Genomic DNA, 25,856 nt, shown 5'->3' on the forward strand with positions numbered 1-25,856 from the left:
TGCTTCATGATGGCTGTTGAAACTCGTTTACATTCCGGGAAAAGGCGGATCTGCCCGCTTGTGGCATCCGGAAACGGGCAGACCCTGATCGCCCGTCAGAATTTTAATGTGGAAGGAAGATAGCTTTTTACCAGGTTATCATAATAAGGCTGTAATTTTTTCCAATCCGGCGGCTCCGGGTTTTTGGAATACAGGTCATAAGGGTTAAACATTTTTACCCATTTGAGCATTTTCTTATCATGATCATCGGTTAAATATTCGTAGGCGCCTTCGCGGTGCCAGGCGTAAAAAGAGTGGTAGCGCAGCATGTACAGCCCTTCCTCCGGCAAATGATCCTTCATGATCTGGTAAATGTATTCATCGTGCCCCCAGGACATGGTCACATTTCGTAATCCGCATCCTGCTTCATACAAGCCCAGCTTGGTACTGTACCTGGGGTTATCATAATCCGGATTTTCTTTAAAGAACTCGGGATAAACAATCTTATCCGAATAGGCGCATCCTACCGGGAAGGTGTCGCCCACCACAGCCCACTGCGGTTCGCCAAAAAGGCAGAGTACTTTACCCATATCGTGCATCAGCCCGGTAAGTACCATCCAGTCCGGGTGCCCGTCCCTCCGGATGGCTTCCGAAGTTTGCAACAGGTGCTGAAACTGATCCAGGTCGGTATCGGGGTCGGAGTCATCCACCAGCTGGTTCAAAAAATCAAACGCGTCCCAAACCGTCATTTCTTTCCGGTTGAATTTGAGAAAGTCGGCCCTTTTTTTCATCACGAAATCGTGGGTCTGAAAGGTATGGTTTAAACGGTAAAATTCTTTTACAGTGTCCCGCTGGGGATCTTCATAATTGCGGTATTCATCGGTGCCTTTTGATGTGGCAATGGTTTCAGGATCAGGATATCGGCGCAGCAAGTCATCTTCCCATTCGTCAAGACTGGCCAGGGGGGTATTTTTCGCGTTTGTTGTACTCATGATGGCGGTTTAAAAATTATAAAATTCAAATCGTTTAGTCCTTCTAAACTAATCATTTTATTTTAAACAGTGACTGAAATTTGAGATTTTACCAGGAATACAGGCAATTTTAACAGATGGGCCGCCTGCCCCCGGCGGGCACGGCTATAATTCATATTTAGGCCGGTACATCGACCCGCTAACTGATTTTGGATTTAAACGGATCTTCGGCCCGGAACCGCATAAGGAACTGCTGATCGCATTTTTAAATGCATTGTTTAACGGCCGTAAAATCATACAGGACCTGGTATATAACCCGCAGGAAAGCGATGGCCCGGCAACGCATCACCTGCCCGGGCATGCTAACACGTGATAGCTTTTTAATAAGTGCCAAGCCGGAATTTCCCCGGAGTTTCCTCTAAAAAGTGTACCTTTGCAGCCCTTGAAAATGAGGGCATCAGCATGAAGAATATACGGAATTTTTGTATTATAGCACATATCGATCACGGTAAAAGTACCCTGGCAGACCGTTTGTTACAGGCTACCAATACCATCAGCGATCGCGACATGATGGACCAGGTACTGGATGATATGGATCTGGAACGCGAAAAAGGCATTACCATTAAAAGCCATGCCATCCAGATCAACTACCGGTCTAAGGCTGGTGAAGATTATGTATTGAATCTGATCGATACGCCCGGCCACGTAGATTTCAGCTACGAGGTGAGCCGCGCCCTGGCTGCCTGCGAAGGTGCGCTTCTGCTGGTAGATGCCACTCAGGGCATACAGGCGCAAACCATCAGCAACCTGTACCTGGCTATCGAAAATGACCTGGAAATTATTCCGGTGATCAATAAAATTGATATGGACGGCGCCATGATCGACGAGGTGAAAGACCAGATCATTGACCTGATCGGTTGCAAACCCGAAGATATCTTACTGGCCAGCGGAAGAACCGGTTTGGGAATTGACGCGGTGCTGGAAGCAATTGTTGAAAGAATACCGGCACCCAAGGGCAACCCGGAGGCACCATTACAGGCCCTGATCTTTGACAGTGTTTTCAACAGTTTCCGCGGTATCATCGTTTATTACCGGATCCTGAACGGGATGCTGAAAAAAGGCGATAAAGTAAAATTTGTAAGTACCGGGCAGGAATATGAAGCCGATGAGATCGGTATCCTGAAGCTGAAGATGACCGAGCGGAATGAAGTACGCGCCGGGGATGTAGGCTATATCATTACCGGTATCAAAAATGCCAAAGAGGTGAAAGTAGGGGATACCATTACCCTGGCAGGCAATGCCAACCCGGTAGCCATTAAAGGATTTGAAGAAGTGAAACCGATGGTATTTGCGGGTATTTACCCGGTAAATACGGATGAGTTTGAGGAATTGCGGGACTGCATGGAGAAACTTCAGTTGAATGATGCCTCATTGACCTTTGAACTCGAAACCTCGCAGGCGCTGGGATTTGGTTTCCGATGCGGCTTCCTGGGAATGCTGCACATGGAGATCATACAGGAGCGGCTGGAACGGGAATTTAACCAAACCGTTATTACTACTGTACCTAACGTAAGCTTCATTGCACATACTACAAAGGACGAAACCATTATCGTAAACAACCCGACCGAGTTCCCTGATCCTGTAAAAACAGACCGGATCGAGGAACCTTATATCAGGGCGCAGATCATTACCAAGCCGGATTATATCGGCAATATCATGACCCTTTGCCTGGGTAAACGAGGCATCCTGATCAACCAGAGCTACCTGACGACAACGCGGGTGGAACTGATCTTTGAAATGCCGCTGACAGAAATCGTATTTGATTTTTATGATAAACTGAAATCGCAAACCCGGGGCTATGCTTCATTTGATTATCATCCTTTGGGATACCGTGAAAGCGATATCGTAAAAATGGATATTTTGTTGAACAGCGATAAAGTAGATGCCTTAAGTGCATTGATCCACCGCAGCCGTGCCCATGATTTCGGTAGAAAGCTTTGTGAAAAACTGAAGGAGTTATTGCCCCGTCAACAATTCCAGATCGCCATACAGGCGGCTATTGGTGCCAAGATCGTGGCCCGGGAAAATATCTCCGCCATGCGGAAAGATGTTACCGCCAAATGTTACGGTGGTGATATCAGCCGGAAACGGAAACTGCTGGAAAAGCAAAAAGAAGGAAAGAAGCGGATGCGCCAGATCGGTAACGTAGAAGTTCCGCAGGAAGCATTCCTGGCGGTACTAAAGCTGGATGATTAGGAATCGTGAACAGGCAATGGTTTAAGATGAATGGTTAAAACCGGAAGGGCGATGTATTAAGCACCGGTTACTTTTCAAGGTTTACCAATAAATTCAAACGGAAATAAGGGACAGATGAAGAAGACAGCGGTTATTGTAGCAGGGGGGGCGGGAATGAGAATGGGGGCTGAGTTGCCCAAACAATTTTTATTGCTGAAGAACAAACCGCTCTTATATTATACGATTGATACGTTTTTAAAGGCCTATGAGGACCTCGATATTATACTGGTACTGCCCGAAGCTTATACCGATATGGGGCAGGAAATCATCGATGCTTATTTTGATAAAGACCGCGTACGCATTACCATTGGAGGTGCTACCCGTTTTGAATCGGTAAAGTATGGTTTGCAGTTGGTAGAAGGAGAAGCCATTATTTTTGTGCACGATGCAGTACGGTGCCTGGTTTCACCGGAATTGATCCGGCGTTGTTATGAACAGGCGGTTGAAACCGGCAGCGCGATCCCGGTAATTGCAGCCAGCGATAGTGTGCGGTTGCTTACCGAAGATGGCAGCGATGCCCTGGACCGCGAGAAAGTAATGTTGGTGCAAACCCCGCAGGTATTTCACAGCAAACTGCTGATTCCCGCTTTTTCAATTGAACAAAAAGGAAAATTCACCGATGAAGCATCCGTGGTGGAAGCATTTGGCATGAAGGTATCGCTGGTGGAAGGCGAAAAAAACAATATTAAGATCACACATCCGGTGGATCTGATGATTGCGACGCAACTACTGGATCCGGCTTAATTCCGGTAAACCTGATACAGCCAGGCCATTAGTAAAAATCCTCCGGAAAGAATAGCTGCAATACCTGCAAATAACAGCAACCCAAAAACGATGACCTGTGCCCAGGTTTCCGCGGCCCGTAATTTTTGGTTGATATAACGGTACAGATAAAACCCCGTAAATGACATTAAGGGAAATATACCGATGGTGATCAGGAACTGGATACCTGGCATGATTTATCTGGCTGTTTAATACAATATGAAATTATGGAAAATTTACATGCCGGCCAGTTTTTGCTCCCAGCCGCTCTGCTTCAGGAACTGCCGGTAGTCTCTAATATGCAGCATATCATAAATGGCCCTTTTTTTGTCGCGGGCTTTTTCATAATATGATTTACAGATCTGGTAACCGATCCAATAACCCTGGTCTGGTGGATTATCCGGAGAAGATGTTTTGGAATTTGCGATCCAGTTGCTGTACCGGCTTTGATACATGTCTTTCTTAAACCGGGCCCAGATCGCTTTCTCTTTTCCCTTTGCCCAACTGAATAATACCGGATTGGCTGTGGCTCCGCTGATCAGTTCGCCTATAAAATCGGCCATGCCTTCCACAATCACCGAGCGGAGTGTAGTAGTATCGTCACTATTCATGCCGTCCTGCTGAAAATGAATGGCTTCATGTGCGATGATGTTTGGAAGATAGCTGATGTTGTTCATGCGCGTTTTTAAGCGGTCGCTTAACTCTCCGGTGTAGGTGCTGTCTGTTTTGCTGACCTGATTGATACCAATCAGCAGGCCCTTTCTGGTAACGGTACCTGCAGAAGTAAACGTCCCCATAACGAAATAGACATCCGGGAATTTCGCAATAGGATAAAGGGCTTTTAATTTTTTAAATGAAGCCAGGAAATCCTGTTTGAATGCATCTGACTGGAAGGTGGCGGACCTTATCGAATGATAAAATACCGGTGCGGACCGGATATGTGCGATGAAGTCATCGATGCTGTTCACTTTATAGGCCATATAATCTTCCATCCCGGCACTGGCGCTGTCAAAATAGTGCAGCCTGAATATCCGGGCATAGTTTGCCGTATCAAGCAATGCGGCATCATAAGCCCTCCAGAAACGATGAATATCATCGGTTCTGAATGCTGTTTTCTCCGGATCGTCATTCAAGAGGCTGGCATTTGGAACACCGGCCAGCAAAGAAGCCCATCCGGATTGTTGATGAAGCATGAGAAGGTCTTTATCGTTCTCTATATGTGCTTTATCATCGTATCCCAGGTTGATCGCCTGTTTCAACGCGTTGAAGGCGTTGTCCTTATCGCCTGCAAGTGCCCATGCATTGGCCAGGCTGTAATAAAGACCGGCCTTTTTTATTTTAAAATCTGCAAGATCAATTGCCGTTGCATATGCGGCGGCAGCCTTACTATATTTTTTAAGCCGGAAAAGACTGTCCGCAGCGGCTTCCTCCGATCTGAGGGAAGCTGTTGTTTGAGCCATACCATAACAATGAATCAATAGCAGAAAGAAGAAACTGATCCGTCTTAGCGATGCTTCCATGGGTTGTTTTTTACTATTTTTTATACGTTAAGAATCGCCCGGGCTCCCAGGTGCGCAATATACATCCGTTATTACAGGTACCGTTAAGATCCGGGAAATGCAGATCCGTGTTTGTGGTATGGCGGCAAAAATTATGGGTTTAACAAAAGTTTGCCGGTGCGGTGCCCGGTCTTGATCGCGCGAAGCGCCTCTTTGGCGTCTGAAAGCACGTATACTTTTTCTACGGTTACATTTAAAATGCCGTCGGCAAGCTGTTGCATAATTTGCGTCAGCCGGGCAGCGTTCGGACCGCCGAAGATCATTTTTGCGTGTACCTGGTGCTGTGCTGCTTTTTCTTCAGAAGGCGGTTGCACGAGACTGATGAGCCGGCCTCCCTGTTTCAGTACCGTAAAAGAATCTTCCTGGGTTTTACCGCCAACAGTATCCAGTACCAGGTCTATTTCCTTTGCCAGCGTGGTGAAATCCTGTGTGGTATAATCAATAAAAACATCGGCGCCCAGGTCTTTGATGCGCTGTTCATTTTTCCCGGAGCCCGTAGCAAATACATAGGCGCCGGCTGCTTTTGCGAGTTGTACAGCCATGGCTCCAATTGCTCCGGATGCTCCATGAATAAGGATCTTTTCACCAGCCTGCAAGCCACCTTCATCCAGGATTGCCTTGGAGGCGGTAAGCGCGGCAACGGGAATAGCAGCAGCGGCTTCAAAAGAAACTGTTTCCGGTTTTTTCACTACGTCGGTTGCCTTTACCACGGCGTATTGGGCGTAGCAACCACCAAAGGTTCCCAGGTTGCCGCAAACCGCGTCTCCCGGCGCGAAACCGGCAACACCTTCTCCTGTGGCTTCCACAATACCCGAAAGCTCTGAGCCCGGTATTACCGGCACCTGAACGCCCACTTCTTTTCCATATACTTCTATCACCTTACGGTCGTAGGGGTTCACAGCTGCAAAAACTACTTTTAACAGGAGTTCACCGGCCTGTGGTTGCGGAACCGGCAATTCTTTAAATTGCAGGTCATCAATACTTCCAAACTGTTCAAGAACGATCGCTTTCATCTGTTTCTATTGTTGATCTATTTGTTTGTTTAATGCTCCGGCTGTTTGCTTACACCTGGTTGCCCGTCCTGCCAGCACACAAAAAATCTGTTGTTTTTAATAGTGGTGGAGGAATGCAACTGATCCGGCCACATTTATCGTATACCTCATATGAAATGATACGTTGAAACGCTCCTCTAAGTTAGGGCTTCTCTTCCAGTTCGGCTATTTTTTTCTGGATCAGCTGGCGGTCGCTTTCAGAGCGTGCAACCTCTTTTGCTGTTCGTAAAAGTGTTTTCGCTTTTTCAGGATCAAGCTGCGCATAAAGTTCGCCCAACAGTACAAAATAAAAATGATTGTCGGTAAGTTGTAGCTTTTCTGCTTCCGCAATTGCTTCATCAATGCTGTTGGCCTTGGCCAGGGCATAGGTACGGTTAAGCGCGGCTACGGGAGTGTATTCCAGCATCAGGAGTTTGTTGTATAGCTGCAGGATGGCCTCCCATTTTTCCCGGGTATCTTCCGGGTGGGTATGCCAGTATGCAATGCCGGCTTCCAGGTGAAATTTACTTAACTGGTTGCCATATGCGGAACTGTTGAGATAAAAAATGCCCTTTTCAACCAGGTCTTTATTCCAAAGTAACGTGTCCTGGTCTTCATATAGGATGACTTCACCTTTGCTGTTCGTACGGGCTTCAAAGCGGGATGCATGAAAGCACATAAGCGCCATCAGTGCATTGGTGGCCGGTGTATGGGTAAGCGGGTTCCCCAGTAATAGAAGGCAAAGGCGCATGGCTTCCATACAACATTCCTTTTTCAGTGGATGGTGCCCCGAAACGGAATAATAACCTTCGTTGAATAGCAGGTAAAGGGTGGTTAATACGATTTCCATCCGTTCTGCCACCATCTGTACCGTGGGTGGTGCAATGGCAATCTTCTCTTCCCGCAGTTTTTCTTTGGCACGTTTCAGCCGCTTATAAATCGTTTCTCTATTGGTTAAAAAAGCATCGGCTATTTCCTGTACGCCAAAACCGCAGAGCAGGTTTAAGGCCAGGGCGATCTGTGCTTCTTTTGAAACGGAGGGATGGCATACGGTAAAGATCATGGCCAGCTGACTGTCTGCTATGGCGGTGGTGGAAAGATCGATGTCTGTTCCCGTATCTGCAGACGGATAGCGGAGATCCGGGGCGATCTTTTTTTCAAAAAGATGATGGCGTTTTAAATGATTGCGGGTTTTGTTTTTGGCAACCGTGTATAACCAGGCCACCGGGTTTTCCGGAACACCCTTCATTCCCCAAAGCTCAGCAGCGGTCAGAAAGGTATCGCTTACAATATCTTCTGCTACTTCTATATGTTCCATACCGAAATGATTACAGAGTACAGCAATGATTTTGCTGTACTCTGTACGGAATAAGTGTGGGAGCAAACCGGTTTCTTCCATGATCTTACATTACACTGATTTCGCGGATTTCCACGGATCCTCCGATTTCATATACGGGGCATCCCTGCGCGATTTCTGTAGCCTCATCAATTGTAGTGGTTTTTACAACGATATATCCTCCAAGGCTCTCCTTTATTTCGCAAAAAGGTCCGTCTGTGACCAGGTTGCCGGGGCGGATCACCCGCCCACCGGTTTCCAGCCGGTTGCCACGGTCGGCCAGTTTGTTTTGTGCAGCAATACCGCCGATCCAGTCCATCCATTTTTTGGTCATGGACTGCAATTCTTCCGGGGAACGTTTGGCATATTCCACGTAATCGGCACGGAACAGGAATAAAAAATCTTTCATAAAATGTATTTTATAATATTATAATATGGTTATGCAAACTGACCCACTTTGTATGTACCTACCGGTGCACCAAATGCAATGTTGAAGCGGTTGTAGGTATTGATGGTAGTTACGGCCAGGGTAAGGTCAACCAGCTCTTTTTCGCTAAAATGTTCTGTAGCTTTTTTGTATACCTCATCTGGTACCAGGGTACTGTCCAATTTGGTTAATGCCTCTGCCCATGCCAGTGCCGCCCGTTCTTTATCGCTGTAAAAAGGAGCTTCTTCCCAGGCATCCAGTACATACAGGCGCTGCTCGGTTTCTCCACCGGCTCTCAGGTCTTTTGCGTGCATATCCAGGCAAAAGGCACAGCCATTGATCTGAGATACCCGGAAATAGATCAGGTGTAACAGTTGCTGATCGAGCGTTGTTTGCTTCAAGTACCTTCCGACAGGGTATAAGGCGGCTAATGCATCTTTTCCGATTTCTGTGAATTTGATTCTTTGTTCCATAGTTTCAATTTTTTTCCCGCTATGCGGGACGGTTATTAAATGTTTATACCCTATAACAACCAGCTGTTATGAAATTGGACAAATGCCGAAAATTATTTTTTAAAAATAGTATAAGGCCACCGGAGATGGTTCCATTTTACCGCGTAATATGGTTCAGGAACCGCGCCGAATTTCCTGTAAAAAGCCGCAATGCCCGGAATGCTGCTGCCTTCAAAGTCGAGGATCAATCCCGATCCGGAAAACTCCCGGATCAGCTGATCATATAAAAAATAGTTGGCATTCCGTTTCCGGCCGCTGAGTGTGGTGGCGGAACAGAGATTATAGATCCGCTGATCATCACAAAAAAAAAGGCTGATGGCAAGAAGCCCGCCGTTTTCATCTTTTACTGTCCGGGTGAAGCAATTTCCCGGGGCACTCAATGCAACAGCCAGTTTCTTTAACTGTGCATAGTCGCCGTTGGCCAACTGCATGCGGCGCTGGTAGCCTTGCTGATAGGCAGTAATCGCATTGTCGATATCCTGCTGAACGTCATATATTAACTGCTGTTTTAACGCGGGTTTCAGGCTATTGTGCACCAGGCTTTTGGAATACTGCTGATAGATTTCAGTATAGGAAGGCTTTAATGACAACACATAATTCCTCCGCTCAAAACTGGGCACGTTTTCAACCGGGGTATTCAGCCAAACGTCACCAAACGGAAACAGGCGCATGGCCTGCTGAAGAAATGCATCCTTTGTTTTCATCGCCTCCGGGTGCTGTGTATAAAACCCCAGCTGCTGGGTGAACCGCGGTTGTGCCAGGTACCGGATCCCGTATTTCCGTTTGCAGGGCAGGGGCATTACCATCGAATACCCGTCATCGATCAATGCGCCCCAGCGGGGTGTAAAATGATCCAGCCAGGTGCTGAGGGCATAGATCCGGAACTGACTGCTTTTTTTTACAAAAGCATCCCAGCGGTCCGTGTCGATCGCTTCCCTGTTATAAAACCGGATCGGATGGTTGGGCTCCATTATTTTCCTTTTCCCTGTAAAAGAATCCGAAAAGTATGCAATAAAATTTTAAGGTCCAAGAGGAGGGAGATGTTTTCAATATACATCAGGTCATAGCGGTTGCGTTCGATCATCTCTTCCAGGTTTTCGGCGTAGCCAAATTGCACCATTCCCCAGCTGGTAAGTCCGGGCCGGGCCTTGAGCACATATTTGTAAGATGGGAACTGTTTTACGATCTGATCGATAAAGTAAGCCCGTTCCGGCCGGGGCCCCACCAGGCTCATATCACCCTTTAAAATATTCCAGAGTTGGGGAAGCTCATCCAGCCGCCATTTGCGCATGATCCTGCCCCAGCGGGTAATACGCGGATCTTCTTTGGAGGAGAGCAGGGGCGTGCCGGTTTCCGCGTGGATATACATGGACCGGAATTTATATAATATGAAGGGCTTTCCTTTATATCCGATCCGCTCCTGCTTAAAGATGATGGGGCCGGGGCTGCTGAATTTTACGCGCAGCGCCACAAAAAGATAGAGCGGCGCTAAAAAAATCAATCCCCAAAAAGCGCAGGCCACATCCAGTACACGTTTCACATTCGACTGCCAGTTGCTGAGCAGGGTATTGGGTATATTTACAAGACCACCGCCCAGTAAACTGCCGATTTTTACAGAACCGGAAAGAATATCGATTGTTTTAGGCACCAGGTTAATTTCCACGTCCTTTTCGCTTAACCGGGTCACAAGGTCTTCAACCGGCAACGCTGCGGAGGAGCCGTTGCTGTTAATGATCACCATTTTTACGTTATGCTGGGCAATAACGTTTTCCAGCTCCGGTAATGCACCCAGCCGCGGAATGAAAGCAGCGGCCGCCTGCGAAGCCGGAACCGGCTCTACATAACCCACATAATGAAAGGCGGCCTCCGACAACCCTTTTCCGGTATTTGTTACAATCGTGTTCACCGAAGGAGCGTCGCTGAGCAGCAGGGTATTAAAAACAACAGATCTGTTTTTGATCTGCCGCTTTACCACTGCCAGGATTATGCCCCGGAAAACACAGGTAATGATGCAGTGTAAAAAGATCAACCGGAACAGCAGGTGCAGGATACCAATGTACAAATGGTATTTTAATTCCGGGAAAATAAAAATCAGGAAGGTGCTCCCGATAATGGAGCAAACCAGCGTAACCAGGAATTCTTCCGCCCTTGATTTTTTATACAGGTTGCCGTAACTGCCTGCCAGTGTAAATAATAACAGCCACAATACGGGAACAATAAAAAGCGTCACCAGCCAGTCGGCTGGCTCCAGGTTCCCGATACCTCTGCGCAACAGGCTGATGAAGATCAGCCAGGATAACGCAGCCCCCAGGTAGTCGGCTACCAGGTACCAGGAAGCGGAAATGCTTTTAGGATTTTCCACTAATGTTTAATTGTGTTGTTGCCTATTTTCTCCAGGATCTGGTGTGCCACATCCATCGCTTTTAAACCATCGATCTCCGAAACAACGGTTTGGGTATTGTTTAAAATGGCATCCCGGAATTCTTCCAGTTCTTTTTTTATCGCGTTTACTTCGGGCACTGCGGGGTTGGCCATCGCAATGGTTTTTTTACCGCCGGGTGTATCGATGTCAAATGCAAATACATTGGCGTCCGAAGCTTCCTTCAGTTTGATGATCTCCGTTTTCTTATTGAGAAAGTCGATGCCGATATAGGCATCTTTCTGAAACAGGCGCATCTTCCGCATTTTCTTCATGGAGATGCGGCTGGAGGTAAGGTTGGCCACGCAACCATTATCGAATTCGATCCGTACATTGGCAATATCCGGCGTTTCTGTAAGTACGGCCACACCACTGGCGGAGATCCGTTTTACATCGCTTTTGACAATGCTCAGGATAATGTCAATATCATGGATCATCAGGTCGAGGATCACGCTTACCTCTGTTCCCCTGGGGTTGAACTGGGCCAGCCGGTGCACTTCGATGAACATAGGTTTCAACGGTACATGCTTCAACGCCAGGAAGGCGGGGTTAAAACGTTCCACATGTCCTACCTGCAGCTTTATATTGGATTCTTTCGCCAGTTTTACCAGTTCGCGCGCTTCATCCATGGTATCGGCAAACGGCTTTTCCACAAATACATGACGCCCCAGCTTAATGGCTTTTTCGCACCACTGGTAATGAAAAGTGGTAGGCGTTACAATATCGATCGCATCGCAAATCTCTAAAAAAGCATCCACATCAAAAAAACGTTTGATGTGATATTTTTCAATTACCTCCCTGGCGGTGTCTTCGTTCGGATCGTAGAAACCGATTACTTCCACGCCTTCAATTTCCAGCCAGTTGTTCAGATGAAATTTTCCCAGATGGCCTACACCAACAATCCCTATTTTTAACATTATGTGAATTTGTGCGTTCAAAGATAATTGAATACTATGTATGTATAATAACGCAGGCGCCGCTGTTGCAATAATTTTAAAAGACCATGTACACGGTTGGGGCGATATCAAATAAAAAAGCGGTACTAAATTTTAGTACCGCTTGTTGATCCATAAGGATTCGAACCTTAACTGACTGAACCAAAATCAGTAGTGCTACCGTTACACCATGGATCAATCCGACCTTTATGCTGACACCTGTCAGATTTGGGATTGCAAATATAGGAAATCAAACAATTATAACAACATGTTTTGTAAGATTTTTTTTGATTTTTTTATTTATGCTACGATTTTAAATGCAGGTTGGTTTATTGAAATGTAATCAGTTAAATTTGTTTCTATTCAATTCATCTTTAAAACGATTATATGAAAGTTACTGTAGTAGGTGCCGGAGCTGTAGGTGCTACCTGTGCCGACAACATTGCCAGAAAAGAATTAGCATCGGAACTGGTGCTGCTTGACATTAAAGAAGGGGTGGCCGAGGGGAAAGCCATCGATATGATGCAAACAGCTGCATTGCTGGGATTTGATACCAAGATCAAGGGGGTTACCAATGACTATGTAGCTACCGAACAATCGGATGTAGTGGTGATCACATCCGGACTTCCCCGTAAGCCGGGCATGACACGCGAGGAACTGATTGGTGTAAACGCCGGAATTGTAAAAAGTGTTACCGAAAATATTTTAAAATACTCTCCGGATACCATTATCATCGTAGTTTCCAATCCGATGGATACGATGAATTACCTGACGCTTCAAACATCGGGTTTGCCCAAACACCGGGTGCTGGGAATGGGTGGCGCACTGGATTCCGCGCGTTTCCGGTACTACCTGAGTCAGGAACTGGGATGTTCCCCCGGTGACCTGAATGCTGTAGTGATCGGCGGACATGGCGATACCACGATGATCCCGCTGATCCGTCATGCCACCTGGGGCAGCACGCCGGTTACAAACTTTTTAACAAAAGAGCAGCAGGATAAAATAGTAGCAGCTACCATGGTAGGGGGCGCTACACTTACCAAGCTCATCGGTACTTCTGCCTGGTACGCACCCGGTGCGGGCACCGCTGCCATGGTGGAAAGTATTTTGCGGGATGAGAAAAAGCTGATCTCCTGCGGGGTAGCCCTGGAAGGCGAGTATGGTCAAAACGATATTTCGTTGGTAGTGCCGGTGATCCTTGGCCGTAATGGATGGGAGCGGATCCTTGATTTTAAATTATCGGATGAAGAACAGGCGGCCTTTAATAAAAGCGCCGATGCCGTACGCAACATGAATGATGTGTTGAAAACGCTTTAATGGCATTTTATAACATGTTGATCCCGGCCTTTTCAGCCGGGATCTTTTGTTGGTGAATATAGGGTATACTCCTGCTTTGGTAATGTCCCCGGTTAAATGCTTTCAGCGGATGGCTGCGGTTGTGGCGCAATTCCGGACTTTTTATGGTTTGAATGGTTAATTTTGCATCAACTAAAGCGAATATGATGCACTTACGTATACGGTTTTTTACCCTTTTGTTGCTGGTTGCCCAGCTGACGTTTGCCCAGCAGTTTGAACCGGTATTTAATGTAAAAGAATATGCCGACTTTTTATCCATGGCGCACTATGAAAGCAGCATTCCTGATGAAGCGCAGCGCGGAAAACAGCAGGATCCTTACCACCTGGTTTATAAATCACCGGAAGTAGGTATGAAAAACCTTTGGTGGTTGTATACCAACGCACAAAACCAGGCCGTGATTGTGATCCGCGGAACGGTGGGCGATATGGTTAGCTGGATGGAGAACTATTATTGTCCGATGGTTCCGGCAACGGGTTCTTTACAACTGAATGCAACCACAAAATTTGATTATAAACTGGCGGAAAGCAACGAAGCATATGTGCATGCCGGCTGGACCATCGGTATGGCCTACCTGGTAACCGATATGATGCCGAGGATCAAAGAACTGTATCAAAAAGGTGTACGCGACTTTTTTATTTTCGGACATAGCCAGGGAGGGGCGCTAAGCTACCTGGTGAGTTCCTATTTTTATTACCAGCGGCAGGCCGGGGCACTACCTGGCGACATCCGGTTTAAAACCTATACCAGTGCCGCACCTAAGCCCGGCAATATGCAGTATGCGTATGATTTTGATTTTATTCATAAAGGTGGCTGGGCGTATGCTGTAGTGAATGCAGCCGACTGGGTGCCGGAAACTCCTTACAGCATTCAGCGGGTTTCGGATATGAATACGGTAAATCCAATCGTTGATATTCCGGGAACATTAAAGAAACAAAAGTTCCTCCTGCGCCTGGCCGGAAATATGTATTATGGAAAACTGGACCGGAAAACCAGGAAAGCACAAAGAATATATACCAAAATCCTTGGACATAAACTATATAAGCTGGCAATCAAAAAGGCATTGCCCGACCTGAAAGAACCGGAATATGGACCTTCGATGAATTATATGCGTGCAGGCGTTCCGGTGATCCTGATGCCGGACGCTGCGTACTATCAAAAATACGGGAAGGATGCGGCCGACAAGTTTGCGCATCATCATTTTGCACCGTATCTCTACCTGTTGCAAAAACAATACGGGAAGTAGGACGGGCGCTTATCTTACTGTTTTTCTATTTTATAACACCAGCGGTATAGCTTGCCTTCAAAGTCGAAGGGGGTAGTGGCCCGGGTAATATCCTTTATTTTGTCTGTTTGCAGTTTATCCGCTTCCAGTACAAATGTTCGGGCATTCGTGCTGAAATAGAGTATGCCGCCCGGTGTCAGTATACGCAGGCAGTCATTAATCAGGGATACATGGTCGCGCTGGATATCCAGGATATCATTCATCCGCTTGCTGTTGCTGAAGGTTGGCGGATCCATTACAATCAGGTCGTATGTCCCGGACGGAATCTCTTTAATGTAGCGGAGCACATCGGCCTGTAAAAACGTATAACCAGGTTGATCCAGGCCATTCAGTTGCATGTTCCTTTCGGCCCATTGGGTGTATGTATTGGAAAGATCAACGGTAGTGATGGCCGCTGCTTTGCCTGCTGCTGCATATACGGAAAAGGAACCGGTATAGGCAAAAAGGTTCAATACCCGCCGGCCACTGCTTTCCGCCATCACCATTTTCCGGGTTAACCGGTGATCGAGGAAGAGGCCTGTATCCAGGTAGTCTTCCAGGTTTATAATGAATTTTAATCCCTGCTCCTGTACAACAAGCTCATTCTTTTTGGAGTCCGTCTTTTGATACTGCCCCAGTCGGCCTGCTTTCCGTTGCCGCAGTTTGGTATGGATTTGTGTTGTTGTAATACCGGTGATTGCTGAAATGATCTCCGTTGTTTGCTGCATCCATTTATAATGTGCATCTTCATCCAATTGATGCCGGCGTTTGTATTCCGCTACATACACATGCCCTTCGTACAGCTCAATAGAAACCGGAAATTCGGGAAGGTCATGATCGTACAGCCGGTAGCAGGTAACCCCTTGTTTCTGCGCCTGTTTTGAAAGATGCCGGTAAACCTTGGTAAGCCGGTTGCGGAACATGATAAACTTTTCTTCGTTCAAGTTTGTTTTTTTTGCGAAATTAGCCTTTTACAGGAATGCAATACGCAATTGTTGATATTGAAACCACCGGCTCTTATGCAGCCGCAAGCGGTATTACGGAGATCAGCGTTCAGGTGCTGGATGCCGGCGGAGTGGTGCTGGAACGTTTTGAAACCCTGGTGAACCCGGTGCACCAGATCCCGGGCTATATACAGGCACTTACGGGCATTAGCAACGAAATGGTGGCGGAAGCCCCTTTATTTGAAGCGATCGCAGAAAAAGTATATGCATTGCTGCATGATAAGGTTTTTGTGGCGCATAGCGTCAATTTTGATTATTCATTTGTAAAAAGCCAGCTGCAGGCCTGCGGGTACGACCTAAATGCAAATAAGCTATGCACGGTGCGCCTGAGCCGCAAATTATTACCGGGCTATGCATCTTACAGCCTGGGCCGGCTTTGTGAGGCGGTTGGGATCGGGCATTACAATAAACACCGGGCAGGAGGGGATACGGATGCAACCGTGGCCCTGTTTCAGCTGTTGTTAGAAAAGGATGCTGAAGGATATATTACAAAGAGCCTGAAAAAAACATCCAGGGAACAGGCCCTGCCTCCTAATGTACCCAAGTCCGATTTTGACCAGCTGCCCTATACACCGGGTGTGTATTATTTTCATGATGATAAAGGGAAAGTGGTTTATGTGGGTAAAGCCAAGAACATTCGCTATCGCGTAAGCAGTCATTTCAGTAATAATTCTACCGGAAGACAACGGCAGCACTTTATGCGGTACGTGTATCATATCAGTTATGAGGAATGTGGAACAGAACTGATGGCCGCCGTGAAAGAATCTACAGAGATCAAACGGCTCTGGCCCCGTTTTAATGCCTCGCAGAAAAAGCGGGAGGACCTGTATGGTATCATTTCTTACGAAGATCAGAACGGATATTTACGGTTGGGGGTAGACAAAATGGTTCGGGGTAAGCAGCTATTGAACTCGTTTCACCATCTCGAAGGTGCCAAAGCCTCCCTGCGGCAGCTGGTACAGGATCATCAGTTATGCCCCCGTTTATGTTTTATCGATGAGCAGCTGTTCGACGAAACAATGCACCGGTTGCTTTGCGGAGGTGCCTGCGAAAAAAGGGAGACACCGGAGCGCTACAACCAGCGGGTTTTGGAGGCCATGCGGTACCTGGAAAACCTTCCGTCCTTTGCTATTGTAGACCGGGGCATCCATCATGATGAGCGGTCCTGTATCCTGGTTTGGAGGGGGAGCTTTTATGGTATGGGATTTATTTCGGGCGAAGTACAGATCGAACGGCCCGAACAGCTGCGGGAATATGTAACGCCCTACAAAGAAAACAGCACCATTACCAATATGCTGTTTGCATACGCCAAAAGATATCCCTCCAAAATCATCCAGTTTGATCAGGCCAGCTAACCGGATGTTACTATTTTTGTACCCTTGCGTTGAATGGTACAGAAAATGGCGGGTATCCTGTTTCTGATCCCTGCAGTATTTTAACTGCCATTCGCATTTAAATATTAAATACATTAACGATGATGAAAAAAACGGCATTGCTATTGCCTTTTGTATTGATGATGTTCGCTTTTCAGCCGGTTAAGAAAAAGAAAGTGATCTTCTTTGGAGATTCTATTACCCAGCAGGGCGCCGGTCCCGGAGGGTATATTACGCGGATCGATAGTATGAGCAAGGTGGAGAAATTGGCCGACCAGTTTGAATTTGTGGGAAAAGGAATCGGGGGAAACAAGGTGTATGATCTGTTTCTGCGGTTTCAGCCCGATGTGCTGGATCAGCAACCGGATATTGTTTTTGTTTATGTTGGCATCAATGATGTGTGGCATAAAACATCCGCCGGTACCGGCACCGACTTCGATAAGTTCGGTAAATTCTATGACGCCATTATTTCCACGCTGAAAAAACGGGGGATCCAGCCGGTAGTATGTACTCCTTCGGTTATTGGTGAGCGGAATGATTTCACCAACCAGCAGGATGGAGATCTGAACCTTTATGCTAAATGGATCCGCGAGTATGCTGCTCAAAATGCAGTACCGCTGGTAGACTTACGCAAACTGTTCCTGGATTATCTGAAAACAAATAACCCGGAAAATAAAGAAAAGGACATCCTTACGCGGGACCGGGTGCATCTGAATGACAAAGGAAACCAGCTGGTGGCCGATGCTATGTGGAAGGTGATCAAGTCCCTGAAGTAAACTCCGGGCAATATAAAATAAGCAATCTGGAATTTTAAATGTAACCGTTTAATGATCCCATTGCTGTCTGATGGCTTTACTGCAGATAGGCCCCCGGGATTATTCTGCGTAACCTTATTTTAAATGCAACATGCCGCAATGAATGCGGCATGTTGCATTTAAAATTGTATGCTATAGTTAGATTTCTACCTCCGCCAGGTAGTAATTCTTTTTCCCTTTTTGCAGCAGGATATAGCGGTCATGCAAAAGATGGGCATTGGTCACTATCAGCTGTGCATCGGTTACTTTTTCACGGTTGAGGCTGATCCCTCCGCCCTGGATCAGTTTCCGTGCTTCGCCTTTGCTGGGTGCTACCTTTGTTTCGGCCAGCAGGGATACCACATCGATTCCTTGCTCCAGGTTGGTTTTCGAAATGGCTGCTTTTACCACCCCTTCAAGTCCTTCCAGGTCTTCAATGCTCATTTCAGAAGCCGGCCGGCTTTGATTGGCAAATAGTTTTTCTGTAGTAATAATGGCTTTTTCATACTCTTCTGTGCCATGCACAAAGCTGGTGATCTCCTTGGCCAGGGTCTTTTGAAGCAGGCGTGCGGCCGGGTTTTGCTGATGTTCCCCGATCAGATGCTCAATGGCCGGTTCGTCAATGAAGGTGAAGATTTTGATCCAGGTAGCGGCATCTTCATCACTGGTATTCAGCCAGAACTGGTAAAACTGGTACGGCGAGGTTTTTTCGGGATCCAGCCATATATTTCCTTTCTCTGTTTTTCCAAACTTGGTACCATCTGCTTTCCGGATCAGCGGGCAGGTGAAGGCAAAAGCTTCTTTTCCGGCTTTGCGGCGGATGAATTCGGTGCCGGTAGTAATATTGCCCCATTGATCGCTGCCGCCCATCTGCAGCTTTACATCTGCGGTAGTGTACAAATGAAAAAAATCATATCCCTGCATCAGCTGGTAGGCAAATTCCGTATAGCTGATGCCCACTTCGCCCTCAAAGCGCTTTTTTACGCTGTCTTTGGCCATCATGTAGTTTACCGTGATGTGTTTTCCGGCATCTCTTAAAAACTCAAGGAAGCTGATATTCTTGAACCAATCGTAGTTATTTACCATAATGGCTGCATTCGGGTGGCTGGGAGAAAAGTCGAGGTACTTTTCCAGCTGGCTCTTTATGCCGGCAATATTTGCGGCCAAAGTTTCTTCGTTCAGCAGGTTCCGTTCTTCGCTTTTGCCGCTGGGATCGCCGATCATACCCGTAGCGCCTCCCACAAGAGCTACCGGGCGATGTCCGGCCCGCTGAAGGTGTACCAGCAACAAAATGGGCACCAGGCTTCCAATATGCAAACTGGTGGCCGTGGGATCGAACCCGATATACCCCGTTGTCATCTCCTTGCCCAGTTGTTCTTCTGTACCCGGTATGATATCCTGGATCATACCCCTCCATCGCAATTCCTTTATGATATTCATAATTTTATAGCCCTTTGATCGGGCTGCAAAGGTACGCCATCCCAGCTTAAGAACGAATCTTCGAATATGGTTTTATACGGTTGAGCGAATAAATAGGGGATCTGGTCTAAAAAGCGCTATTTTTAAATGCTTTATGCCTAATTTCGTTGCAGGTAAATATACTTATCAGAAAATTGTGGACCCTAACTAAATCGAATTGTAAATGAAAGCATTGAAGCCATGCTTTTTACTGCTGCTTATACTGGTTGGCGTTGGTACCCGCGCCCAGTTCCGGAAGTATTCCAATGAGTTTCTGAATATCGGCGCCGGCGCCCGGGGACTGGGGATGGGAAGCGCCCAGGTAGCAAGCGTAACCGATGGCACGGCGGGATACTGGAATCCGGCGGGTCTGGTAAATGTTCAGGATAATGTACAGGTAAATCTTATGCATTCCGAGTATTTTGCTGGTATTGGTAAATACGATTATTTGAACGTAACCCTGCCTACTACCAGTACCAAACGTACATTGGCAATCACTGCCCTGCGGTTTGCTGTGGACGATATCATGAACACCCTGTTCCTGGTAGAGCCGGACGGGTCATTGAACTATAACAATATCAAATCATTTTCTTCAGCAGACTACGGCTTCCTGTTATCGTATGCCCAAAGCCTGAAGCGCACGGAAAATAAGCATGTAAACTTTGGGGTGAATGCAAAGGTGATTCACCGCAGCGTGGGCAGTTTTGCCAAGGCCTGGGGATTTGGTCTGGATGCCGGCTTGCAGTTTATGCAGGATAAATGGCGTTTTGGGATTGTGGGCCGGGATCTTACCACCACTTTTAATAGCTGGGCTTTTAGTTTCACCGAACAGGAAAAAGAGGCATTGTACCTGGCCAAGAACGATATCCCGGTAAAATCAACCGAATTAACATCTCCCCGCCTGATACTGGGCGGTGCCCGCATATTTCCGGTGGGAAAAAAATCGGGACTGATGGCAGAGGCCAACCTCGATCTTACTTTTGACGGGAAACGGAATACTGTTGTAAGCGGCGACCCCGTAAGCATCGATCCCAAACTGGGACTGGAGTACAATTACAAGGATGTGGTTTTTATAAGAGGAGGGGTAAACAATTTTCAGAAAGGGCTTGCAGACGGAGATACCCTGAACCTGAAAAAGGTATGGATCTTTCAACCAAGTGTGGGGGTGGGTTTCAGGATCCAGTCCTTTATGATCGACTATGCGTTCACCAACCTGGCGAACCAGTCGAACCCGCTTTTTACCCATGTGTTCTCATTGAAAATGGATTTCCGGAGAAAAAGAAACGATCATCAATAAGTGGCGACGAATGAAAAAACTGCTTACGATAGGATTACTGATTTTTTCCATTGCAGCCCATGCTCAGCAATTCGGCAATGAATGGATCGACTATAACAAAACCTATTACAAATTTAAAGTGGCAGTTACCGGCTTGTACCGGATCCCTGCGGCAGCACTTTCGGCGGCCAACCTGGGAGCAACAGACGCTGCGCATTTTCAATTATGGAACAATGGGGTAGAGGTACCACTTTATATATCGGTGAACTCCGGGCCCCTGGGCGCAGGCGACTATATCGAATTCTGGGGACAGAAGAACGATGGAAAGCCCGATAATCCGCTATACCGGACACCGGATCAGCAGCTTTTGGACGCAAAAAGTTTATTTACCGATTCTTCAGCCTATTTTTTAACGGTCAATACTGCAGGAGGAAACAGGCGGTTGGCCAATGCTCCCAATAATCTGCCGGGCGGAGCCACACCGGAACCTTATTTTATTTACCGATCCGATACCTCATTTGCGGAACAGTTTCATTACGGTGCCTCGGAGGGCACGGGTGTTGGTACATTATATATGGCATCTTTTGAGGATGGGGAAGGATGGGCTTCTTCAGAGATCAGCGAAGACCAGACCAGGAGCTACCAGAAAAATCTATATCCCTATGCCGGTTCGGGTGCGCCGGATGTGATGATACAAATGAATGTAATGGGCAGCAATGTTGCAACCCGGAGAGCCCAGCTAACAATAAACGGCAATACAGTTTTTGATCAGGTACTGCCCAATTTTGGGTTCCTGAAACTCTCAAAGACACTCCCCGCCAGTATATTGAACGGCGGAAGTGAAACATTTTCGGTTACCAATACGGCAACCGTTCCCAGCCGGATGCGGCTGGCTTCCATCGCAGTGACCTATGCCCGGCAATTTAATTTTGGCGGCGCCAGCAATTTTCGGTTCAGTCTTCCTGCCCGCAGTACCGGCTACTACCTGGAAATATCCAATTTTAATTTCTCCGGAGGGGCACCGGTATTGTATGATCTGGCAAATGGAAAACGATATGTGGTGGATGCAACCAACCCGGCTCTGCTGAAAGTGTTTTTGCCTGGTACGTCAACATCGCAGGATTTGTTGTTAACCAGCCAGGCCGCGGCAAATGTACGGCTGGTGCCGGCGCTGGAAGTGCGGACCTTCGTAAATTATGCCGCTACGGCTAACCAGGGTGATTACCTCATGATTACCGATAAATCGCTTTTAACAGGCAGTAACGGTGCGCAGCCGGTAAACGATTACCGCAATTACCGTGCTTCTGCTGTCGGTGGTGCATACAATGCCAAGATCTACCTGATCGATCAGCTCACGGATCAGTTTGCCTATGGCATTCAATATCATTCCCTCAGTGTACGTAATTTCTTAAGATTTGCAAGAGCCCGGTTTGCATCGCTGCCCCGGCAGGCATTTTTGATCGGTAAGGGCGTTTCATATATTGCATCAAGAAGCTATCCTTCTTATGACCTGGCGCCGCAATTGCCGCAACTCAACCTGATACCCACTTTTGGAAGCCCGTCCTCGGATGTGCTGTTAAGTGCAGAAGGAAGCAGCTCGCAGCCGCTGACGCCCATTGGAAGGTTATCGGTGATCAATGGCGATGAAATAACCCTTTACCTGGGGAAGATAAAAGAGTATGAACAGCAGCTGGCCTCCACTGCACCGGGCATCCGCGAAAGCGCCTGGAAAAAGAATGTGGCCCATCTTGTTGGAGCCAGCGATGATGCCACCATCAGTTTGCTGGACGAGTTGCTGCAACATCACAAAACCATTATCCAGGGGCCGTTGTATGGAGCCAATGTATCTGACTTTGTGAAAAGCACTTCGGGGACTATTCAAAATACAAATAACGACCGGCTGCGGAGTTTGATAAATAATGGGATAGGGTTGCTGACCTATTTCGGACACTCATCCTCTACCTCATTGGACTATAACCTGGAGAATCCATCCAATTATACCAACAAGGGCAAGTATCCGCTTTTCAATATGATGGGTTGTAACGTGGGGGATATTTTCGGATACAGTACCGCCCGTTTAACCGGGGTGGAAACCATCTCTGAGAAATACCTGCTGGCAAAGGACGGAGGCAGCATCGGTATGATGGCCGGCACCAGTGTGGGATATGTATCAACCCTGGATGTATACAACACGTTATTGTATACGATCCTTTCGGGAAAGGATTATGGCAAAACGATTGGGGAATTGATGCTTAACACCATTAAAGAGGTATACAAGCGGCCCACCGGTGAAAATGAATTCCTCCAGCGGGCTCAGTGCGAAGAATATACGCTGAATGGTGATCCGGCGATCCGGCTCTACCAGTTCGACAAGCCGGATTACGCAATTGAAGACGCTTCAGTGGTAGTGGCGCCCAGTTTTATTTCTGTTGCGGAACCCGAATTTACCGTAAAGGCAAAGATCAATAACCTTGGAAAAGCAGCGGATCGTAAAGTGATCGTTGAGCTGAAGCGGACGTTCCCCAACCAGTCTGTTCAGGTTTTCAGAAGAGATACGCTGGATCTTATCCGGTATGCAGACTCTATAAACTATACCCTGCCTATTGATCCGCTAAGAGATAAAGGCGCTTCAAAGATCACCGTTACCGTAGATCCGGAGAATACGATCGAGGAACTCAATGAGGGAAATAATACCGTAACAAAAGATATTTACATCTACGAGGATGAGTTGCGCCCGGTATATCCGTATGAATATGCAATCGTGAACCAGGCCGGTTTTAAATTGACAGCGTCCACGGCCAATGCGCTTACGGCATCCAGAGCGTACCTGATGGAGCTGGATACCACAGCATTATTCAACTCCCCGCTTAAGGTTGCCCAAACGCAGACCTCTGCCGGTGGTGTTGTAGAGTTCGCACCGGGAAGTTTACAGAACAATACGGTATATTACTGGCGGGTAGCTGCCAAACCGGATAACAGCGATCAACCGCATTGGAACAGTTCTTCATTCCTTTATTTAAACGGAAGCCCTTCCGGTATCAACCAATCGCATTATTACCAGATGCTGAATTCCGATTTTTCTCAGCTGATGTTAAAGGAAAACGATCGTGCCTTGCATTTTGATTCAACCGTAGCGGGGCTTACCACTACAATGGGCTTTTTCCCTTATGCCGGTGCAGCCACCGACATGGAAATGCGGATCAATGATTTTGCAGTACAACGGTGGATGTTAAGCCCCTTTAGCGGTAGTGAAAATGTAAATGATTATACCCTGCGTTTTTATGTGATCGACAACCGGAAGATGAAGGTATGGGAAAATGTAGACCAAGGTACATCCGGTATGTATGGAAGTGTAAAACCCACACCCGCCCAAAGCAATACCATTCCTACGTTCTTCCAGTTTAAAGTGCGCACGGCACAGGAACGGAAAAATGTGATGGATTTTATTGACCTGATCCCGAAAAACTTTTTTATCGTCATTACCAGTAGCCCGATGCTTCCGAATGTATTGCCTTCTGAATGGCTGGCCGATGAGTCGGTATATGGAGCGGGTAATACCTTATACAATAAACTGGTGAAAGAAGGGGTTACGGTGCTGGATCAGATAAAAACGGATGCTCCGTTTATTCTTTTCCTGCAGAAGGGATCGGGCCGCGCATTGAAACAAGCAGTTGGAGCTGCGAAGGAAGATAAGCTGGTTGAATCGGTTTCGGTAAAAACGTTGTTTCATGAGGGTACCTTAAAAACCCCGGTATTGGGTGTTGCAAAGGCCTGGGATAAGTTGGTATGGGATGGTAACAGTGCTGAAACCGGGTCCAAGGATCAGGTGTCATTCGATATATATGGTGTTACCAACTCGGGTTCTGAAGAGTTACTGAAAACAATAAACGGGGTTACTTCAAATAAAACAGCGGATATCTCAGATATAGATGCACGGAAGTACGCTAAGCTCCGGTTAAAAGCAACCCTCGCAGATACCGTCGATTACACGCCGTATCAGCTGAAGTTGCTTCGGTTATTATATACCCCGGCACCGGAGGGTGCCATTGCTCCCAATCTTTATCTCAATGTGAAAGACACGCTGGAAATTGGAGAGCCCCTGAACTTTGCTGTAGCGTTTAAAAATATCAGCAGCAGCAAATTTGATAGTGTGGCCGTAAAACTGACGATACGGGATAAAAGCAATGTGGAAACGATCATCCCTGTTCCCAATCAAAAGGCCTTATTAGCCGGCGATACTATTAAATTCTCGGTTCCGCTGCCTACAAAGAACTTCAGGGGAACCAATACCTTATTTGTAGACTTCAACCCCGGGCCACAGCAGCCGGAGCAATACCCGTTCAACAATTTCCTGTATAAGAATTTCTTTGTTAAAGGTGATTCCACCAGCCCGTATATGGATGTAACGTTTGACGGGGTACATATCCTGAATAAGGATATTGTTTCCAGCAAGCCGGATGTATTGGTAAAACTGACCGACGATGCCAAATGGCTGATCTTAGATGATCCGGCTCTCATTCAGGTACAGCTGTTTGATAAGACCCGCGGTATCACCTACAATTACAAGGCCGGTACCGATACGCTTCAGTTTACACCCGCAGGCCAGGGGAGTGGCAACACGGCTACGATGAACTTCAGGCCACGCCTGGAAGATGGCGACTATGAACTGCAGGTAGCTGCAAAAGATAAGAGCGGCAATGATGTAAGCCAGATCCGCTACAAGATTGCCTTCCAGGTGATCAACAAGCCGATGATCTCCAATATGCTTAACTATCCCAATCCATTTACTACAGCCACCGCCTTTGTATTTACCTTAACAGGCTCCGAGGTTCCGCAGAACATCCGCATACAGATCCTTACCATAACCGGTAAGATCGTTCGGGAGATCACAACAGCTGAGCTGGGGCCTCTGCGTATTGGAAGGAATATAACCGACTTTCGCTGGGATGGTACCGATCAATATGGCCAAAAGCTGGCTAATGGTGTGTATCTTTACCGCGTAATTACCAATCTTAATGGAAAATCGCTCGAAAAGTACAAGGCCAAGGACGATAACACGGATAAATACTTTAATAAAGGATACGGTAAGATGTACCTGATGCGATAA

General features: G+C 47.0%; 21 protein-coding genes and 1 tRNA gene. 9 read left to right on the forward strand and 13 right to left on the reverse strand.

Annotation, left to right across the window (positions count from 1 at the left end):
- Positions 1-95: 95 nt before the first annotated feature.
- Positions 96-971 (reverse strand): inositol oxygenase, encoded by an 876-nt coding sequence (locus tag LQ567_RS01895; RefSeq protein WP_231002402.1) that lies wholly within the window; start codon positions 969-971, stop codon positions 96-98.
- Positions 972-1,140: 169 nt separating this feature from the next.
- On the opposite strand from LQ567_RS01895, the gene LQ567_RS25990 reads away from it, so the two are divergent.
- The 3 genes from LQ567_RS25990 to LQ567_RS01910 all read left to right on the forward strand — a co-directional run bounded on the left by LQ567_RS25990 (position 1,141) and on the right by LQ567_RS01910 (position 3,989).
- Positions 1,141-1,323: a PD-(D/E)XK nuclease family transposase gene (locus LQ567_RS25990; RefSeq protein WP_317206829.1), complete on the forward strand. Its 183-nt coding sequence runs from the start codon at positions 1,141-1,143 to the stop codon at positions 1,321-1,323.
- A gap of 89 nt (positions 1,324-1,412) precedes the next feature.
- On the forward strand, positions 1,413-3,206 hold the full coding sequence (lepA, locus tag LQ567_RS01905; protein ID WP_231002403.1) for a translation elongation factor 4: 1,794 nt from the start codon (positions 1,413-1,415) through the stop codon (positions 3,204-3,206).
- Positions 3,207-3,320: 114 nt separating this feature from the next.
- Positions 3,321-3,989: a 2-C-methyl-D-erythritol 4-phosphate cytidylyltransferase gene (locus LQ567_RS01910; protein ID WP_231002404.1), complete on the forward strand. Its 669-nt coding sequence runs from the start codon at positions 3,321-3,323 to the stop codon at positions 3,987-3,989.
- Here LQ567_RS01910 and LQ567_RS01915 read toward each other — a convergent pair.
- The 10 genes from LQ567_RS01915 to LQ567_RS01960 all read right to left on the reverse strand — a co-directional run bounded on the left by LQ567_RS01915 (position 3,986) and on the right by LQ567_RS01960 (position 12,424).
- Entirely contained in the window at positions 3,986-4,201 is a 216-nt protein-coding gene (locus LQ567_RS01915) for a hypothetical protein (RefSeq protein ID WP_231002405.1), read from the reverse strand. The two genes, LQ567_RS01910 and LQ567_RS01915, sit on opposite strands and share 4 nt — an antisense overlap.
- A gap of 42 nt (positions 4,202-4,243) precedes the next feature.
- Entirely contained in the window at positions 4,244-5,527 is a 1,284-nt protein-coding gene (locus LQ567_RS01920; RefSeq protein WP_231002406.1) for a gliding motility protein GldB-related protein, read from the reverse strand.
- A 131-nt stretch (positions 5,528-5,658) separates the two neighbouring features.
- A complete protein-coding gene (locus LQ567_RS01925; protein WP_231002407.1) occupies positions 5,659-6,579 on the reverse strand; it encodes an NADP-dependent oxidoreductase in 921 nt (306 codons plus the stop codon).
- 181 nt (positions 6,580-6,760) lie between these two features.
- The gene (locus LQ567_RS01930; protein ID WP_262909524.1) at positions 6,761-7,996 is read right to left on the reverse strand and encodes an RNA polymerase sigma factor; all 1,236 of its coding nucleotides are present in this window, start codon (positions 7,994-7,996) and stop codon (positions 6,761-6,763) included.
- Between the two features lie 4 nt (positions 7,997-8,000).
- Complete coding sequence (locus tag LQ567_RS01935) at positions 8,001-8,342, reverse strand: YciI family protein (protein ID WP_231002409.1); 342 nt, start codon at positions 8,340-8,342, stop codon at positions 8,001-8,003.
- A gap of 29 nt (positions 8,343-8,371) precedes the next feature.
- The gene (locus LQ567_RS01940; protein WP_231002410.1) at positions 8,372-8,833 is read right to left on the reverse strand and encodes a carboxymuconolactone decarboxylase family protein; all 462 of its coding nucleotides are present in this window, start codon (positions 8,831-8,833) and stop codon (positions 8,372-8,374) included.
- Positions 8,834-8,925: 92 nt separating this feature from the next.
- Entirely contained in the window at positions 8,926-9,843 is a 918-nt protein-coding gene (locus tag LQ567_RS01945) for a hypothetical protein (protein ID WP_231002411.1), read from the reverse strand.
- Complete coding sequence (locus tag LQ567_RS01950; protein WP_231002412.1) at positions 9,843-11,234, reverse strand: sugar transferase; 1,392 nt, start codon at positions 11,232-11,234, stop codon at positions 9,843-9,845. The genes LQ567_RS01945 and LQ567_RS01950 overlap by 1 nt, the downstream gene beginning before the upstream one ends.
- A complete protein-coding gene (locus tag LQ567_RS01955) occupies positions 11,234-12,208 on the reverse strand; it encodes a Gfo/Idh/MocA family protein (RefSeq protein WP_231002413.1) in 975 nt (324 codons plus the stop codon). Before LQ567_RS01955 ends, LQ567_RS01950 begins: the two co-directional genes overlap by 1 nt.
- Before the next feature lie 145 nt (positions 12,209-12,353).
- Positions 12,354-12,424, reverse strand: a tRNA-Gln gene (locus LQ567_RS01960).
- A 189-nt stretch (positions 12,425-12,613) separates the two neighbouring features.
- Here LQ567_RS01960 and mdh point away from each other — a divergent pair.
- Positions 12,614-13,543, forward strand: a complete 930-nt coding sequence (gene mdh, locus LQ567_RS01965) for a malate dehydrogenase (RefSeq protein ID WP_231002414.1) — start codon at positions 12,614-12,616, stop codon at positions 13,541-13,543.
- A gap of 182 nt (positions 13,544-13,725) precedes the next feature.
- Positions 13,726-14,826, forward strand: a complete 1,101-nt coding sequence (locus tag LQ567_RS01970; protein ID WP_231002415.1) for a lipase family protein — start codon at positions 13,726-13,728, stop codon at positions 14,824-14,826.
- A gap of 14 nt (positions 14,827-14,840) precedes the next feature.
- On the opposite strand, the gene LQ567_RS01975 is transcribed toward LQ567_RS01970, so the two are convergent.
- A complete protein-coding gene (locus LQ567_RS01975) occupies positions 14,841-15,788 on the reverse strand; it encodes a class I SAM-dependent methyltransferase (RefSeq protein ID WP_231002416.1) in 948 nt (315 codons plus the stop codon).
- 35 nt (positions 15,789-15,823) lie between these two features.
- On the opposite strand from LQ567_RS01975, the gene LQ567_RS01980 reads away from it, so the two are divergent.
- Positions 15,824-17,203, forward strand: coding sequence for an exonuclease domain-containing protein (locus tag LQ567_RS01980; RefSeq protein WP_231002417.1), 1,380 nt, complete (start codon positions 15,824-15,826; stop codon positions 17,201-17,203).
- Positions 17,204-17,322: 119 nt separating this feature from the next.
- Positions 17,323-17,997 (forward strand): SGNH/GDSL hydrolase family protein, encoded by a 675-nt coding sequence (locus LQ567_RS01985; RefSeq protein WP_231002418.1) that lies wholly within the window; start codon positions 17,323-17,325, stop codon positions 17,995-17,997.
- A gap of 177 nt (positions 17,998-18,174) precedes the next feature.
- Here the strand turns inward: LQ567_RS01985 and tyrS are convergent, their stop codons facing one another.
- Positions 18,175-19,455, reverse strand: a complete 1,281-nt coding sequence (gene tyrS / locus LQ567_RS01990) for a tyrosine--tRNA ligase (protein ID WP_231002419.1) — start codon at positions 19,453-19,455, stop codon at positions 18,175-18,177.
- A gap of 202 nt (positions 19,456-19,657) precedes the next feature.
- Here tyrS and LQ567_RS01995 point away from each other — a divergent pair, with 202 nt between their 5' ends.
- Positions 19,658-20,770 carry a putative type IX sorting system protein PorV2 gene (locus LQ567_RS01995; protein ID WP_231002420.1) on the forward strand — a complete coding sequence of 371 codons (1,113 nt, stop codon included), beginning with the start codon at positions 19,658-19,660 and terminating at the stop codon, positions 20,768-20,770.
- Positions 20,771-20,780: 10 nt separating this feature from the next.
- A complete protein-coding gene (porU2, locus tag LQ567_RS02000) occupies positions 20,781-25,856 on the forward strand; it encodes a putative type IX secretion system sortase PorU2 (RefSeq protein ID WP_231002421.1) in 5,076 nt (1,691 codons plus the stop codon).

The organism is Niabella pedocola (assembly GCF_021044425.1).
GTDB classification, from domain to species: Bacteria; Bacteroidota; Bacteroidia; order Chitinophagales; family Chitinophagaceae; genus Niabella; species Niabella pedocola.

Excerpts from the sequence above, each read along its gene's own strand:
- LQ567_RS01925 (WP_231002407.1), bottom strand. The coding sequence starts at position 6,579 with ATGAAAGCGATCGTTCTTGAACAGTTTGGAAGTATTGATGACCTGCAA.
- mdh (WP_231002414.1), top strand. The coding sequence starts at position 12,614 with ATGAAAGTTACTGTAGTAGGTGCCGGAGCTGTAGGTGCTACCTGTGCC.
- porU2 (WP_231002421.1), top strand. The coding sequence starts at position 20,781 with ATGAAAAAACTGCTTACGATAGGATTACTGATTTTTTCCATTGCAGCC.
- lepA (WP_231002403.1), top strand. The coding sequence starts at position 1,413 with ATGAAGAATATACGGAATTTTTGTATTATAGCACATATCGATCACGGT.
- LQ567_RS01910 (WP_231002404.1), top strand. The coding sequence starts at position 3,321 with ATGAAGAAGACAGCGGTTATTGTAGCAGGGGGGGCGGGAATGAGAATG.
- LQ567_RS01920 (WP_231002406.1), bottom strand. The coding sequence starts at position 5,527 with ATGGAAGCATCGCTAAGACGGATCAGTTTCTTCTTTCTGCTATTGATT.
- LQ567_RS01955 (WP_231002413.1), bottom strand. The coding sequence starts at position 12,208 with ATGTTAAAAATAGGGATTGTTGGTGTAGGCCATCTGGGAAAATTTCAT.
- LQ567_RS01980 (WP_231002417.1), top strand. The coding sequence starts at position 15,824 with ATGCAATACGCAATTGTTGATATTGAAACCACCGGCTCTTATGCAGCC.
- LQ567_RS01915 (WP_231002405.1), bottom strand. The coding sequence starts at position 4,201 with ATGCCAGGTATCCAGTTCCTGATCACCATCGGTATATTTCCCTTAATG.
- LQ567_RS01945 (WP_231002411.1), bottom strand. The coding sequence starts at position 9,843 with ATGGAGCCCAACCATCCGATCCGGTTTTATAACAGGGAAGCGATCGAC.
- LQ567_RS01995 (WP_231002420.1), top strand. The coding sequence starts at position 19,658 with ATGAAAGCATTGAAGCCATGCTTTTTACTGCTGCTTATACTGGTTGGC.
- LQ567_RS01970 (WP_231002415.1), top strand. The coding sequence starts at position 13,726 with ATGATGCACTTACGTATACGGTTTTTTACCCTTTTGTTGCTGGTTGCC.
- LQ567_RS01935 (WP_231002409.1), bottom strand. The coding sequence starts at position 8,342 with ATGAAAGATTTTTTATTCCTGTTCCGTGCCGATTACGTGGAATATGCC.
- LQ567_RS01940 (WP_231002410.1), bottom strand. The coding sequence starts at position 8,833 with ATGGAACAAAGAATCAAATTCACAGAAATCGGAAAAGATGCATTAGCC.
- LQ567_RS01985 (WP_231002418.1), top strand. The coding sequence starts at position 17,323 with ATGATGAAAAAAACGGCATTGCTATTGCCTTTTGTATTGATGATGTTC.
- LQ567_RS01930 (WP_262909524.1), bottom strand. The coding sequence starts at position 7,996 with ATGGAAGAAACCGGTTTGCTCCCACACTTATTCCGTACAGAGTACAGC.
- tyrS (WP_231002419.1), bottom strand. The coding sequence starts at position 19,455 with ATGAATATCATAAAGGAATTGCGATGGAGGGGTATGATCCAGGATATC.
- LQ567_RS01895 (WP_231002402.1), bottom strand. The coding sequence starts at position 971 with ATGAGTACAACAAACGCGAAAAATACCCCCCTGGCCAGTCTTGACGAA.